Annotated in this window: 12 protein-coding genes; 1 reads left to right on the top strand and 11 read right to left on the bottom strand. The window is 64.5% G+C overall.

The window, feature by feature from the left end:
- Positions 1-44: 44 nt before the first annotated feature.
- The 5 genes from folP to pfkA form a co-directional block, all read right to left on the bottom strand.
- On the bottom strand, positions 45-1,262 hold the full coding sequence (gene folP / locus RAK07_RS08370; protein ID WP_309550360.1) for a dihydropteroate synthase: 1,218 nt from the start codon (positions 1,260-1,262) through the stop codon (positions 45-47).
- A complete protein-coding gene (gene ftsH / locus RAK07_RS08365) occupies positions 1,259-3,151 on the bottom strand; it encodes an ATP-dependent zinc metalloprotease FtsH (protein WP_305732381.1) in 1,893 nt (630 codons plus the stop codon). The genes folP and ftsH overlap by 4 nt, the downstream gene beginning before the upstream one ends.
- A 69-nt stretch (positions 3,152-3,220) precedes the next feature.
- Entirely contained in the window at positions 3,221-4,699 is a 1,479-nt protein-coding gene (tilS, locus tag RAK07_RS08360; protein WP_305732380.1) for a tRNA lysidine(34) synthetase TilS, read from the bottom strand.
- Positions 4,690-5,763: a magnesium/cobalt transporter CorA gene (corA, locus tag RAK07_RS08355; protein ID WP_305732379.1), complete on the bottom strand. Its 1,074-nt coding sequence runs from the start codon at positions 5,761-5,763 to the stop codon at positions 4,690-4,692. Before corA ends, tilS begins: the two co-directional genes overlap by 10 nt.
- Before the next feature lie 3 nt (positions 5,764-5,766).
- On the bottom strand, positions 5,767-6,729 hold the full coding sequence (gene pfkA, locus RAK07_RS08350; RefSeq protein ID WP_305732378.1) for a 6-phosphofructokinase: 963 nt from the start codon (positions 6,727-6,729) through the stop codon (positions 5,767-5,769).
- A 199-nt stretch (positions 6,730-6,928) separates the two neighbouring features.
- On the opposite strand from pfkA, the gene RAK07_RS08345 reads away from it, so the two are divergent.
- Positions 6,929-8,173 (top strand): transglutaminase-like domain-containing protein, encoded by a 1,245-nt coding sequence (locus RAK07_RS08345; protein ID WP_305732377.1) that lies wholly within the window; start codon positions 6,929-6,931, stop codon positions 8,171-8,173.
- Between the two features lie 33 nt (positions 8,174-8,206).
- Here the strand turns inward: RAK07_RS08345 and tsaA are convergent, their stop codons facing one another.
- The 6 genes from tsaA to RAK07_RS08315 form a co-directional block, all read right to left on the bottom strand.
- The gene (gene tsaA / locus RAK07_RS08340) at positions 8,207-8,725 is read right to left on the bottom strand and encodes a tRNA (N6-threonylcarbamoyladenosine(37)-N6)-methyltransferase TrmO (RefSeq protein WP_305732376.1); all 519 of its coding nucleotides are present in this window, start codon (positions 8,723-8,725) and stop codon (positions 8,207-8,209) included.
- A 21-nt stretch (positions 8,726-8,746) separates the two neighbouring features.
- Entirely contained in the window at positions 8,747-9,841 is a 1,095-nt protein-coding gene (locus RAK07_RS08335; protein WP_305732375.1) for a 6-phosphofructokinase, read from the bottom strand.
- Positions 9,842-9,921: 80 nt separating this feature from the next.
- On the bottom strand, positions 9,922-10,161 hold the full coding sequence (locus tag RAK07_RS08330; RefSeq protein ID WP_305732374.1) for a hypothetical protein: 240 nt from the start codon (positions 10,159-10,161) through the stop codon (positions 9,922-9,924).
- Between the two features lie 120 nt (positions 10,162-10,281).
- Entirely contained in the window at positions 10,282-11,349 is a 1,068-nt protein-coding gene (locus tag RAK07_RS08325; protein ID WP_305732373.1) for an EAL domain-containing protein, read from the bottom strand.
- 53 nt (positions 11,350-11,402) lie between these two features.
- Positions 11,403-12,698 (bottom strand): replication-associated recombination protein A, encoded by a 1,296-nt coding sequence (locus RAK07_RS08320; protein WP_305732372.1) that lies wholly within the window; start codon positions 12,696-12,698, stop codon positions 11,403-11,405.
- The gene (locus RAK07_RS08315) at positions 12,698-15,172 is read right to left on the bottom strand and encodes a glycogen/starch/alpha-glucan phosphorylase (protein WP_305732371.1); all 2,475 of its coding nucleotides are present in this window, start codon (positions 15,170-15,172) and stop codon (positions 12,698-12,700) included. The genes RAK07_RS08320 and RAK07_RS08315 overlap by 1 nt, the downstream gene beginning before the upstream one ends.
- Positions 15,173-15,242: the final 70 nt, after the last annotated feature.

Genomic DNA, 15,242 nt, shown 5'->3' with positions numbered 1-15,242 from the left:
CCCGGATTGTCTGGATTTTCAAAGCACTGTCGCGGGATGCCGCTCTAGGGGGCGCAGATCGCCCGGCTCATCCGGGCCACATCCCCCATGGCGGCAACGTCATGGACCCGCAGGATCTGCGCGCCGGCCGCCACCGCCAGTGCCACGGTGGCAGCGGTGCCGAAGAGCCGGTCCCGTGGGTCCGGTTTCCCGAGCACGGCACCGATGAACGACTTGCGGGAACTACCCACCAGGAGCGGGTAGCCCAGGGCGGTCAATTCACCCAGCCGGCGCAGGATCTCAAGGTTACCCTGCCTGCTTTTGGCAAAGCCGATGCCGGGGTCCAGCACGATCCGCTCCGGGGCGATTCCTGCGCTGCAGGCACGTCGAACCGCCGCAGCCAGGGCCTCGGCCAGCTCGCCCATCAGATCCTCGTAGTGCGTATCCTGCTGCATGGTTTGCGGCGTACCCCGGGTGTGCATCAACACCACCCCGGCATTGCAGGCGGCAGCGGTGGCGGCCATGGCCGGGTCGAAGGTGAGGCCGCTGATGTCGTTGATGATCTCCGCCCCGGCGCTGCAGGCGGCGGCAGCCACGGAAGCCTTCCAGGTATCCACGGAAATCGGTACGGTCACCTGTCCGGCCAGCCGCTCCAGTACCGGTACCAGGCGGCGGATTTCCTCCGCCGCAGGAACGGGCGGCGCTCCGGGGCGGGTGCTCTCGGCGCCGATGTCGATCAGATCGGCCCCCTCGGCCTCAAGCTGCAACGCCTGCTCCACGGCCCGGTCCGGATCGTTGAAACGTCCGCCGTCGGAAAAGGAGTCCGGCGTGACGTTGAGAATGCCCATGATCAGCGGCCGTTCCAGGGGAATGCGGCGGCGGGAGGTCTGCCAGAACCGTTCCCGCGCTCTGGTGGTGTCCAATAGCTGTGTCAGCCGGTCGGCAAGGGCCGCCAGCCCGAACGGCTGGGCCTTCAGTTTGGTGCAGAGCGCCGTGAGCTGGCGGCGGCTGCCGATCAGCAGGACGTCGGTGACGGCAATGCTGCAGGCCACGGTGCCCCGTGCCACCGCCGCATCCCCGCCCAGGGAGAGCATCTCCTGTTTGATGATGTTGGCGGCGGCAGCCCGCACGCCGGGGAGCAGGACCGGCATGAAAGCCAGCTTGGGAAGCATCCGGGCGATGCCGGCCGGATCGACGCCGATCCGCTCAAGCTCCCGGCGGGCTTCATCGGGGGTGCGCAGTTCCAGCAGCCGGATGCTGCGCTCCCGATCCTGCTCAGTCACGCCTGAATATCCACCGGCTTCGGTGCGTCGCCGGCTGTCGTTTCGCCGTTCGCTTCATCCATGGCCTTCCTGCCGCTACAGGCCGGCGCGGTGCCGGCGATGATCTCGTCCACTTCGGTGCCGGTCAGGTTTTCCTTCTCCACCAGGCAGGTGGCCAGGCGGTGCAGTGCGTCCTCGTGATCCTTCAGGATGGTGAGGGCCCGGTCGTAACTCTCGTCAACGATCCGCTTGATTTCGTCATCGATCTTCTGGGCGGTCTCTTCGCTGAAGTTCTTGTGCATGGCCATCTCGCGGCCCAGGAAAATGGACTCGTCCTTCTTGCCGAAGGACACCGGCCCCATCCGGTCGCTCATACCCCATTCGCAGACCATCTTGCGGGCCATTTCCGTTGCCCGCTCGATGTCGTTGCCGGCGCCGGTGGTGAAGGTCTTGAAGATCAGTTCCTCGGCGGCCCGGCCCCCCATCAGCACGGCGATGCGGCCCAGCAGGGATTCGCGGTTGTAGCTGTGCTTGTCCTCAATCGGCAGCTGCATGGTGACCCCCAGGGCACGGCCGCGGGGGATGATGGAGACCTTGTGCACCGGATCGCTGCCCGGTACCATCTTGGCCACCAGCGTATGGCCCGCTTCGTGGTAGGCGGTGCTGTTCTTCTCCTCGTCGGAGATGACCATGCTGCGCCGCTCCGCACCCATCAGCACCTTGTCCTTGGCAGCGTCGAGATCCTTCATGTCCACGGAGGTCTTGTCCTGACGGGCTGCCAGCAGTGCCGCCTCGTTCACCAGGTTAGCCAGGTCGGCGCCGGAGAAACCGGGGGTGCCCCGGGCAACGATGGCCAGGTCCACTTCCGGCGTGAGCGGCACTTTCTTGGCATGGACCGTGAGGATCTGTTCCCGCCCCTTGACGTCGGGACGGGGGACCACCACCTGGCGGTCGAAGCGGCCGGGACGCAGCAGGGCCGGGTCAAGCACGTCGGGACGGTTGGTGGCGGCGATCAGGATCACTCCTTCGTTGGACTCGAACCCGTCCATCTCCACCAGGAGCTGGTTCAGGGTCTGTTCCCGCTCGTCGTGACCGCCCCCCATGCCGGCGCCGCGATGTCGTCCCACAGCGTCAATCTCGTCGATGAAGATGATGCAGGGGGCGTTCTTCTTCCCCTGCATGAACAGGTCCCGCACCCGGCTGGCGCCGACGCCGACGAACATCTCCACGAAGTCGGAACCGGAGATGGAGAAGAACGGCACCCCGGCCTCACCGGCCACGGCACGGGCCAGCAGGGTCTTGCCGGTGCCCGGCGGTCCCACCAGCAGCACCCCCTTGGGGATTTTGCCCCCCAGGGCGGTGAACTTTTTCGGCTCCTTCAGAAAGGCGATGATCTCCTGCAGTTCCTCCTTGGCCTCCTCGATGCCGGCCACATCCTCGAAGGTGACCTTGCCCTGGGATTCGGTCAGCAGCTTGGCGCGGCTCTTGCCGAAGGACATGGCCTTGCCGCCCCCCATCTGCATCTGGCGCATGAAGAAGATCCAGATCCCCACCAGCAGGAGCAGCGGGAACCAGGAAATGAAGATGGAGAACCAGGAGAAGCGCTCCTCCTCCGGCTTGGCCTGGATGGTAACCTTCTTGTCCAGCAGCTTTTCGGTCAGGTCGGCATCAAAGGTCGGCTTGTAGGTGCGGAATTGCTTCTCCTTGCCGTCCTTGGCCGTATATTTGCCGGTAACGTCGTTCCCCTGCAGCACGACACTGGCCACCTTGCCTTCGTCAACCAGAGTCATCAGTTCGCTGAAGCTCAGGCGGTCTTCCACCACGCGCGGCTTCTGGAACATGTTGAACAGCATGATCATCATCAGGCTGATGACCAGCCACAGGGCCAGATTTTTGTAAAATTGATTCAAAGCATCCTCCGTGACGAGTGGGTGCACCAGTGGTGAAAATTAAGAATAATTATCACAAAGAAGGCGGTGTCACAACAGTTTTGACGGCGCTTCGGCCGGACCGTCCCGCCGGTGCGAGCGTATGCCGGCAGCCGGCCGGAGGCACAGGCCGACAACGGTGATTCTGGCGATGGTACCGGTCCGCTCCGTGACGCGGGCGTGGCCGGAGCGCCGGACACCCGCCAGCCAGAGCGGCTGGTCAGCCGACAGCAGCAGTGGCAGCAGCGGTCGCAGGTGCCGGGGAACCTTGCGGTCGATCATGAGCCGCCCGACGCTGCGGCTGCCCTCCCCGCCGGGCAGGGAGAGACGATCGTCGCGTGCATGGGGGCGTACCTGCCACGGAAAGGGAGCGGCATCGAGGTCCACCAGGGCTGTACTGTCGTCGGCGTCGGACGATGTCGGTGCGACGGCCGCCAGTTCCACCAGCAGACTCAGGCCGTTACCGAGATCATACCGGGCCGGGCCGGTGATCTCGGTCGCTCGGGGAGGGGAGGCCAAAGCGGCGTCGGCGCGGGAGAGTACCAGGCCGTCAGCGGTTCTGATGGCGACCAGACCTCGGGGAAGGGGGAGCCGTGCGCCGGTGCCACCGTGCAGCAACAGCCGGTCAAGCTGCCGAATATGAGTGCTGTCGAAGCAACGCAGGTCGCGGGTCAGCAGTTCCAGCGCCCGCCGGTAGAGCCGGAAGCGCAGCCCTTCCGGCTGACACCCGCAGGATGCGGCGTCGAACACGAGACCGCTGCCGTCGCTGAGGACCAATTCGGCGAAGACCGTCTCGACCTGCCGGGCCAGCAACTCCTCGTCCTGACGCAGCAAGTACGCGGTTGACGCCAGTCGCTTCATCACCGACGGGTTGTACGTCTCCAAAAGCGGCAAAAGCTCATGGCGCACCCGGTTGCGCAACAGGGTGGTGTCAAGATTGCTGCTGTCCTCCCGCCAGGCAAGTCCCCGTTCGTGCAAGTAGCGCAGCAGGTCGCGGCGGCTCACCTCCAGCAGGGGGCGGATGACGGCGCGGTCGTTCCTGAACGGCATGCAGCCCAGGCCGCTGCCGCCGGCCCCCCGCAACAGGCGGAGCAAAAAGGTTTCGGCCTGGTCGTCGGCGTGGTGGGCGGTGGCGACGGCTACGGCGGCGTACTGCTGCCGCAGCCGGTCGAAAAAGGCATAACGGGCGTCCCGTCCCGCCTCCTCCAGGGAGCGTCCCTGCTCCGCCGCCAGGGCGCGGACATCCACCCGGCAGGTTTCAAACGGGAAGCCACGGGCAGCGGCCAGCTCTGCCACAAACCGCTCATCGCCATCACTTTCTCCGCCGCGCAGGCAATGATTCAGGTGCGCAACCACCAGGGAGAGGGGAAGATCGGGAAGCGTGGCCAGCAGGTCCAGCAGCGCCACCGAATCGGCGCCGCCGGAAACCGCCACGATCAGGGTGTCGCCGGGGGCGCAGAGAGCGTGGTGCCGCAGGGTCTCCAGCACCTGGCGTCGCAGCGCGGCCACCTGTCGGGCAATCAGAGCCATCTGCGCCGCCGGAAGTACTCGACCATGCCCAGGGCGATCACCGCCATCAGCAGCAGCACGCCAAAGTAGCCCCAGTGCCACTCCAGCTCCGGCATGTACTTGAAATTCATGCCATAGAGACCGACGATGAAGGTGAGCGGGATGAAGATGGTGCCGATCACGGTGAGGAAGCGCATGATCTCATTGGTGCGGTTGGCGATGCTGGACAGGTAGAGATCCTGCATGCCGGAGAGCAGGTCGCGGTAGGTTTCCACGGTTTCAATGGCCTGAATGGCATGATCGTGCACGTCCCGCAGGTAGATGCGGGTGGTTTCATTGATCAGCTCGGTGTCGTCCCGTTGCAGGAAGGAGAGCACCTCCCGCAGCGGCCAGATGGTCTTGCGCAGGAAAATGGCCTCTTTTTTCAACTCGTTCAACTGTACCAGCAGCCGGGGGTGGGGATGCAGGGAGACCTCCTCCTCCAGCAGCACCAGCCGCTCGCCGAACTGTTCCAGTACGGTGAAGTAGCGGTCGACCATGGTGTCCAGCAGGGCGTAGGCCAGGTAATCGGCCCCCTGGGCCCTGATCCGTCCCTTGCCGGAGCGCAGGCGCTCCCGCACCGATTCAAAGACATCCCCCCGGAATCCCTCCTGAAAGGTGAAGAGCCACCCCCTGCCCAGCACCATGCTTACCTGCTCGACTGAAAAATCTCTCCCTTCCTGGGGAAGCAGCATCCGCGCCACCAGAAACAGGTAGTCATCGTAATCCTCCACCTTGGGACGCTGCACCGTGCTGACGATATCCTCCAGCACCAGGGGGTGCAGGCTGTAGGATTCCCCCAGGCTGCGGATGGTCTCCACCTCGTGGACCCCCTCCACGTCGATCCAGGTGACCCGGCTGCCAGCTTGTTCCGGGGTAAGCGCTGCCAGGTCGCACTCGCGCTCCTCCCGCAGCTCCTGTTCCGAAAAGCTGAAACGGGTGATGGCCACGGCGTGCTGGGATGCCTCGCCGATATGCACCAGGGTTCCCGGCGGCAACCCTTCCTTGGCGGAGCGGGCCCTGAACAGGCGGCGGGCGCGTTTCACGGCTTAAATCCCCAGGATGTCGGCCATCTGCAACAGATCGGCATTCAGCTTCTTCTGGCCGCCGTTCACCACCATTTCCAGCAGGGTGGTGGTCAGGGCGTTGGCCGCCAGCCCCACCATCACGCCCTTGGTGCCGGAGAGCAGCAGCTCCACCGCCTTCATGCCGAAGCGGCTTCCCAACAGGCGGTCGAACACCGTGGGGGCGCCGCCACGCTGGTAGTGACCCAGCACGGTCACGCGGGTCTCGAAGCCGATGGCATCCTTGATGCCGGCGGCTATGTCCCGGGCGTGGCCGGCTCCCTCCGCCATGATGATCAGGGCATTGGTGCGCCCCTCCTCGTAACGGCGACGCAACTGGTGACACATTTCGGTCAGGTCCAGCTCCGTCTCCGGGATGATGGCGAATTCGGCGCCGGTGGCGATGGCGGCGGTTGAGGCCAGGTAGCCGGAATTACGCCCCATCACCTCCACGATGAAGGCGCGGTCGTGGGAGGAGGCGGTGTCCTTGATGCAGTCCACGGCGTAGAGGATGTTGTTCAGTGCCGTATCCACCCCCAGGGACATGTCGGTGTAGGGGATGTCGTTGTCGATGCTGCCGGGAATGCCGATCACCGGAAAGCCCAGCTTGTCCAGGGCCAGGGCGCCGGTGAGCGAGCCGTCGCCGCCGATCACGATCATCCCTTCCACCTGCTCCTTCAGCAGATTGTCCAAGGCTTTCCTGCGCCCTTCCTCGGTGCGGAATTCCGGGCAGCGGGCCGACTGCAGGAAGGTGCCGCCCCGTTGCAGCACACCGGACACGGCCAGGGAATCCAGCCTGATGAAGTCGTTTTTGAGCAGGCCGGCGTACCCCTTGCGGTAGCCGATCATCTCCACGTCGTTGGCGATGGCGGTGCGGGCTGCGGCCCGAATGGCGGCGTTCATGCCGGAGCAGTCGCCGCCACTGGTCAGAATGGCGAGTCGTTTCATGGGGGGCTCCCTGGATGAGGCGCTGAAGATACGTTGGGGGGTATATAGCATGTTTTTTGCGGCATGGCGACCGGGGAGCACCTTGAAATTTTGGTGCAGCCGGGTACTATGGACTCATCTTCCGCCGCCGGCCCGGCACGCGGCAGGAGTGCCCGTGCGCAGCTGCGCACGATCTCATTCACTGCGGGGGTGCCGCTCCATGTCTGGTCACAGTCTCTGTTGGTCGCTCCGTGTCGTTCGGGTACTGTTCGTCCTGGCCCTTGCGGCCCTGCTGTCCCATCCGGCGGTGGCCGACCTGTCGGCGGCGTCGGAATCCGAGGCAATTCCTCTCTACGAGGGCCTGGCCACGCCGCGCGGCACTGACGACAGTCCCGGCGGGGATGATGAGCCGACCTACCGGCGTTCTCCCGCAAAGCCGAAACAGCAGCTGCCCCAGCCGCCGCCGCGAAAGCCGGCTCCGCCGGAAGAACAAACAAGCGGGGATGGGCAGGCCAAAGGGACAAGTACGGCCGTTTCCTCCCAGCAGCCTCCTTCCCGTGCGCTTCAGCGCGGGACCGAGCGCACCTACCATGTCGTCTCGCGGGTGGTGCGGACGGATACCACCTTCAGTCACAGCGGCGGCGGCCGCCTGAAGGTGGTGATTCTCATGCCGGTCCCTTCATTCGGAGAATTTCAGCGGGTGGAAAACGTCCGCTACAGCGCCGGTACCCTGGTCGGCGGTCCCTCTTCTCCGAACCGTTTCCTGCGGGTGGAGGCGCCGGAGCCCCCCGCCGAAATCACGCTTGAATTCGACGTCGCCATCTCTCCCCTGGCCGCCGACCGGATCGATGGCGTCAAGCCGTACGACACGGCCTCTCCCCTGTATCGCACCTTCACCGTCGCCGGCGGCCCCCTGATCCAGCCCGATCATCCGGCCATCAAGGCGATGGTGGAGGAAATCGGGGGCACAGCCCTGGAACCGCTGGAGTTCGCCCGCCGGGCCTACCTCTACCAGCAGCAGCGCTTCAAGCACCTCGGCCGCTCCCACGGTCCCACGCTGGACGATACGCTCCGGGCCGGGGGCGGGGCCTGCGGCGAACTCAGTTCGCTCTATATCTCCCTGCTGCGCAGCCGCGGCATTCCGGCCCGCTACAACCTGGGGGGCATCCTGCGGGAAAGCGGCGAGTGGGGCCCCCACGCCTGGCCCGACTTCTACCTTGAAGGGGCCGGCTGGATACCGGCAGACCCGTCGATGTTCATGCCCAACGGCGGCGCGTTCGGCAAGCGGGGGGACGGTTACCTGATCATGGGAACCGACGGTGGGACCCTCAGCGTCGATACGGGCAGCCGGATGCGGGAAATCGGTCCGGTGCAGCACTACTCCTACTGGTACGCCTATTGGGGGGGAGCGGTCTCCGGCAATCTGACCTACCGCCACGAACTGACCACCACGGCGGTGCGCTGACTCGCCGTCAGGGTGCCGGACGACCTTCCGGGTTCAGCGGGGTTTGCGGGGACCCGGTGCGGACCAGCGCCCCTGTTGCGCATCCAGCTCGTCGATCCAGCCGGCTTCGGCGTCCGGGAACGCGTCCGCGTAGGGCACGTACGGCTTGATATCCAGCACCGGGGTGCCGTCCAGCAGGTCAACCCCGCGCAGGTGCAGGATCCTGCCTTCAACCTTCAGCAGTTCAACGGCCGACAGACCGATGGCATTGGGCCGATGGGGGGAGCGGGTGGCCAGCACCCCCCGTTTCGGCCCGCCCCGGGGCGGCTTCACCGTACTTTTCCACCCCTCGTTCAGGTGAAAGGCGAAGATGAGCCAGAGCCGGTCAAAGCCGCTCAGATCCTGAAGAGCCCTCTCCTCCAGCCACTCCGCGAGTTCCAGTGTGGCAGTCGCCAACTCCCCGGTTTCCGTCCCTTCAACCACCGTGCCCTGATGGGGGGCGTCAATACGGCGGGCGTAGGGGGAGCGCAGGATGCCGATGGGGCGGTAGGCGAAGTGGGGGGCGTGGGGCATGTCGCACGGGCTCACCTTGCCTCAGTCCCCGAAGCAGATGCCCAGGTCGCGGCCGGTCAGCACGGCGTCGCTTTCGACAGCGACCCGTTTCTGAATGCCCAGGGCCTCGCCCAGGGGTACCAGGGCGATATCCGGTGACTTGAGTGCCACCATGTGGTCAAAGGTGCCCGTTTCGATGGCCCGCACCGCCGCGGCGCCGAAGCGCAGCGACAGCAGGCGGTCAAAGGTGGTGGGGGAGCCGCCCCGCTGCAGGTGCCCCAGCACCAGGGAGCGGGAGTCCTTGCCGGTGCGCCGGGAGATTTCCTTGGCAACATGCTCGGCGATCCCCCCCAGCACCACATGCTGGCGGCCACCCTCCGCACCCCCCTTGATGATCACGTCACCCCCCGCAGGCACCGCCCCTTCGGCAACCACCACGATGGCGTACTTACGGCCGTTCAGCTCGTTTTCCATCAGCTTGTCGCAGACCTTTTCGATGTCAAAGGGGATTTCCGGGATCAGGATCACGTCGGCGTTGCCGGAGATGCCGCTGTTCAGGGCGATGAAGCCGGCGTTGCGTCCCATGACCTCCACCACCATCACCCGGTCGTGGGATTTGGCCGTGGAGTGCAGGCGGTCGATGGCTTCGGTGGCGATGCTGACGGCGGTATCGAAGCCGAAGGTGATCACCGTGCCGCCCATGTCGTTGTCGATGGTCTTGGGCACCCCCACCACCGGCATCCCTTTTTCGGCAAAACGGTGGGCGATCTCCAGGCTGCCGTCGCCGCCCACCGCCACCAGGGCGTCGAAGCGCAGCCGGCGGAAGTTCTCCATCACCCGCTCGGAGAGGTCCCGCTGTTCGCACTCGCCGGCGGCGTTGCAGACCGGCATCATGAACGGGTTCCCCTTGTTGGTGGTACCCAGGATCGTGCCGCCGATGCTGGCGATGCCGTCCACCATCTCCGGGGTAAGGCGGATAATCTCGTCGGGGTTCAGCAGACCGGCGTAGCCGCTTTTGATGCCGTACACCTCCCACTGTCGGTTGTAGGCGGCCATGGTGACCGCCTCGATGACGGCGTTCAGCCCCGGCGCGTCGCCGCCGCCGGTGTTGATGCAAATCTTCATCCGTTTGGACATGAACTTCCTCCTGTCAGAGCGTTACGGAGCCGGTGCGTCGCACGGCGCTTGCGCCTGTGTCTGCGCGCGGCATGGCCGGTTTATGCATCCTCGGTGGCATTCCAGAGACCCTCGCTGAAGCCGAGGCCAGCTGCTGCCGCCTGCTCCTGCGGGGTCAGCCCGCTCCATTCCTTGTCGGCGCTTGGCGGTGGGCTGTTGCGGTCCCATGCGGCCTGCTGCCAGCCGAGGGCGCTCCAGAGTTGTTGCTCCTCGCTGCTCAGGTCGGCCCATGTCAATCTTTCCCAGATGCGGGGATTGCCCTGCATGTCTCGAACGCTCATGGTGTCCTCCGGTACTGTGTTGATGGAATGTTTCCACGATCCGGCGGGACGTGCAGCGGGCCGCCGGGAGAGGGGCGATGGCCAGGGGGCAGCTCTGATGCCCCGCAGCATGCCGGTCGGTTATCCGCTGATCTCCACCACCCGCCGCACCGGTTCCGGCGCCGGTCGGGCGAACAGATAGCCCTGGGCCAGGTCTGCGCCGTGTTGTGCGACGTAGGCCAGCTCGTCGCCGGTCTCCACGCCTTCCGCCAGCACCTTGATGCCGTTTTCCCGCGCAATGCCAACTAAGGCACCAAAGATGGACTGTTTGACCGGATCGGCGTCGATCCCCCGGATAATTTCCATATCCACCTTGATCACGTCGGCCCCGAGTGCGGCCAGAGTTGCCAGATTGGCATGGCCGGAGCCGATATCGTCCAGGGCGGTGCGGAACCCCTGACGGCGGTAGTAATCCAGAATGCCGCGCAGATGTTGCAGATCAGAGACCTGATGGGTCTCCACCACTTCGAATACCACGCGGGTGGGATCGTATTCAAGTTGCTGCGCCCAGTGCAGGGTACTCTGCAGGCAGGTCTCCGGCACGTAAATGGATGTGGGGACGAAGTTGATGAAGATGTCGGCGCTGATCTTCTTGACGGCTGCGGTTTTAAGGGCATTTTCCCGGCAGAGACGGTCCAGGTAAAAGAGCAGGTCGTTCTCTTCGGCCAGTTTGAACAGCAGGTGGGGAGGCATCAGCGAACCGTCGGCCTTGACCCCGCGGGAGAGACACTCATAGGCCACGATCTCATGATTCGGCAGCGAGAGGATCGGTTGAAACCAGGTGGTAAGGGAGTTGTTTTCGAAGATATCCAGAAACTCGCGGTTGTTCAGCAGAAACAGCCATTTCTTAAGGTTCTTGGTCCGGGAGAAGGCGGCAAAGTCAAGCTGTTGTCCCTGTTCAAGAAACAGCAGGCTGATCCCTTCGGCCTCCACCTCGGCCAGATCGTTACGCCGGGCCAGGCTCGCAACCAGCTGCTGGAAACTGTCGGCCGTTACCCGAACCACATCCCCTTCGGCGCGGGGCAGATATCCTTCCTCGTGCAGAATGGCAAGCAGTTTGTCCTGCAGCGGCTCAACGGCACAGTTGAACAGGGCCTCTCCGTGCCGGGTACTGATGTGCGGCACCGTGCCGCAGCGTTTACAGGTCATCACAGTATCTCCATGGAAGTCAGCATCACGTAAGACGGTGTATCCGCAGGCGGTTACTCCTTTTTTCCCTGCTTTTTCACCCATTCCATCCGCTCAAGGATGTTTTTCTCGTAGCCGTGTCCCCTGGGGGCATAGAACGTCTTCCCTCGCAGCCTGTCCGGCAGGTACTCCTGTCGGACATAGCCTCCCTCGTAGTCGTGGGCGTAACGGTACCCCTTGTGGTAGCCCAGCTCCTTCATCAGTTTGGTGGGGGCGTTGCGGATATGGAGCGGCACCTCCAGGGCGCCGGACTTGCGCACTTCGGCTAACGCCGCGTCGATGCCGACGTAGGAGGCGTTGGATTTGGGGGCCGTGGCCAAGTAGGTGACCGCCTGCCCCAGGATGATCCGTCCCTCCGGCATCCCCACCATCTGGAACGCCTGCAGCGCGGCAACCGCCATCTGCAGGGCCCGGGGGTCGGCGTTGCCGATATCCTCCGACGCCAGGATGATCATCCGGCGCAGGATAAAGAGCGGGTCCTCCCCTGCCTCCAGCATCCGGGCCAGCCAGTAGAGCGCCCCGTCCGGGTCGCTGCCCCGCATCGACTTGATGAAGGCGGAGATGACGTTGTAGTGCTCTTCCCCCCCCTTGTCGTAGAGCAGGGCCTTCTGCTGCAGCGCCTCCTGCATCAGTTCCAGGGAGATGACGGGTGTGTCCGGCGGCAGCAGTTGGGCCGCCACCTCCAGGGTGTTCAGCACTTTACGGCCGTCCCCCTGGGCCGCCTCGGTGAGAAAGTTCAGGGCCTCGTCGTCGATGGCGAGATGAAGGCTGCCCAAACCCCGTTCCGCGTCGAGCAGGGCATGCCGCACCAGGCCGGCCAGCTCCTCCGGTTCCAGGTGTTTCAGGCGCAGGACCCGGCAGCGGGAGAGGAGCGGAGCGATGACTTCGAAGGAAGGATTTTCGGTGGTGGCGCCGATGATGGTGACCAGCCCCTTTTCCACCGCCGGCAGGAAGGCGTCCTGCTGGGCCTTGTTGAAACGGTGAATCTCGTCCACGAAGAGGATGGTGCGGATGCCGTCCGCTGCCTGCTCCGCCGCCTCTTTGAAGATTTCGCGGATCTCCTTGACTCCGGCCATGATGGCGGAGAAGAAGACGAAACGGGAGCCGGTGGCGTGGGCCACGATGTGGGCCAGGGTGGTCTTGCCGCAGCCGGGCGGCCCCCAGAAGATCAGGGAGGCGAGCCGGTCGGTCTCGATCATGATACGCAGCGCCTTACCCGGTCCCAGCAGGTGCTGCTGGCCGCAGAACTCGTCCAGGGTGCGGGGGCGCATCCGCTCGGCAAGAGGGGCGGTCGGCACGGTCGCTTCCATTACCAGTGGCGGGCTTCGCCGCGGACCACCGGCTGCGGTTTGATCTGCCAGATGTCGCGGGCGTACTCGCCGATGGTGCGGTCGCTGGAGAACTTGCCCATGCCGGCGGTGTTCAGGATCGACTTTCGTGCCCATTCGTCCGGTATCATGTAGAGCCGGTCCACGTCGGCCTGGGCGTCCAGGTAGGCGTCGAAGTCGGCCAGCAGCAGGTAGTAGTCGGTTGAGAGCAGGTTGTCCACCAACGGTCTGAAGAGGCCGGGATTGCCGGGAGAGAAGTAGCCGGAGGATATCTGGTCCAGCACCTGCTTCAGCTCCGGCAGACGATAGTAGTAGTCGTGGGGGCGGTACCCGGCGGCACGCAGGGTGACGGCCTGGGGAGTGGTGAGGCCGAAAATGAAGATATTCTCCTCGCCCACTTCCTCCATGATTTCAATGTTGGCGCCGTCCAGGGTGCCGATGGTCAGGGCCCCGTTCAGGGCGTATTTCATATTGCCGGTGCCGGAGGCTTCGGTGCCGGCGGTGGATATCTGCTCGGAGAGATCGGCGGCCGGGAAGATCCGTTCCGCCAGGGAGACGCTGTAGTTGGCCAGGAACAGCACCTTGAGCTGCTGGTGCACCGCCGGATCGTTGTTGACCACCATCCCCACGTGGTTGATCAGCTTGATGATCAGCTTGGCCATGGTGTAGGAGGGGGCCGCCTTGCCGGCGAAGATGACGGTGCGGGGGGGCAGCTCCAGGCCGGGGTACTCCTTGAGGCGGTTGTAGCGGGCAATGACCTGCAGGATGTTCAGTAGTTGCCGCTTGTACTCGTGAATCCGCTTGGTCTGGCAGTCGAACAGCATGTCCGGCGACACGTCCACGCAGTTGCGCTGGTAGATGTAGCGGGCCAGCCGTTCCTTGTTCATCCGCTTGATCGCCATCCAGCGCTTGCGGAATTCGCTGTCCTCCGCCAGGGGGCGCAGTTTCTGCAGCTCGTCCAGGTCCACGGTCCAGCGGTCGCCGATGGCTTCGCTGATCAGGTCCGAGAGCCAGGGGTTGCAGTGGCGCAGCCAGCGGCGCTGGGTGATGCCGTTGGTCTTGTTGTTGAACCGCTCCGGCCAGAGCTCGTAAAAGTCCCGGAACAGGTCTTCTTTCAGGATGGTGGAGTGCAATGCGGAGACGCCGTTGATGGAGTGGCTGGCCACGATGGCCAGGTGGGCCATCCGCACCAGCTTGTCCCCCCGCTCGTCGATGATGGACATCCGCTGCAGCCGCTGGGGATCGTCGGGGAAGCGGACAGCCACCTCATCCAGGAAGCGCCGGTTGATCTCGAAGATGATCTGCAGGTGCCGGGGGAGCAGGGCGCCCAGCATCGGCACCGGCCAGGTTTCCAGGGCCTCCTGCAGGATGGTATGGTTGGTGTAGGCAAAGGTGTTGACCGTGATCGCCCAGGCCTCGTCCCAGGTGAGTTTCTTTTCGTCCATCAGGATTCGCAGCAGCTCCGGGATGGAAAGCACCGGATGGGTGTCGTTCAACTGGATCGCCACCTGGTCCGGCAGCTTCTTCAGGTCGTCGAACTTCTTGGCGAAACGGTAGAAGATATCCTGCACCGTGGCGGAGGAGAGGAAGTATTCCTGGCGCAGGCGCAGCTCCTTCCCCTCCAGCATGTGGTCGGCGGGGTAGAGCACCTTGGAGATGTTCTCGGTCTTCATCTTCGATTCCACCGAGCCGACGTAGTTCCCCTGGTTGAAGAAGTTCAGGTCGAAATCCCGGCTGGCCTTGGCGCTCCAGAGCCGCAGGGTGTTGACCGTGCTGTTCCGGTAGCCGGGGATCGGTACGTCGTAGGCCAGGGCCATGACCTCGTAGTAATCCACCCAGGAGTGACGCAGGGAGCCGTCCCGGTCGGTGTAGTCCACCACCCGGCCGCCGTAGCGGATCGGGTGCAGGTGTTCCTGACGGTCGAACTCCCAGGGGTTCTGGTAGCGCAGCCAGTTGTCCGGCACCTCGTGCTGACCGTTGTCCACGATTTTCTGGTAAAACATGCCGTACTCGTAGCGGATGCCGTAGCCGTAGGCCGGCAGCTGCATGGTGGCCAGAGAGTCCAGGAAACAGGCGGCCAGGCGGCCCAGGCCGCCGTTGCCCAGGCCGGCGTCCCATTCCGACTCCTGCAATTCCTCGATGGTGAGCCCCAGCTCCTTCAGGGCCGTATCCCACTCCTCCATCACCCCCAGGTTGATCAGGGCGTTACCCAGGGTGCGCCCCATCAGGAATTCCATGGAGATGTAGTAGACCCGTTTGGCGTCGTTTTTATAGTAGGACTGCTGGGTTTCCAGCCAGCGGTCGGCCAGCAGGTCGCGTACCGCGTAGGCCAGGGCCAGGTAGAGGTCCGACTTGGTGGCGGAGAACTTGTCTTTCACCAGGGTGTGGTGCAGGTGATAGATGAAGGAGCGCTGGAGGTCGGCAACGGTCGGTTGCTGGTTCTCGGTCTGGTTCATGGTGCCCTCGCAGTACCGTGATGGTGTATGCCGGCGACTGTAGCGCAGTTACGGGGTGAACAAAACAAAA

Source organism: Trichlorobacter ammonificans, assembly GCF_933509905.1.
Taxonomy (GTDB): domain Bacteria; phylum Desulfobacterota; class Desulfuromonadia; order Geobacterales; family Pseudopelobacteraceae; genus Trichlorobacter; species Trichlorobacter ammonificans.
The sequence above is the reverse complement of the archived record's forward strand: the minus strand, read 5'-3'. Positions and strand labels throughout refer to the sequence as shown.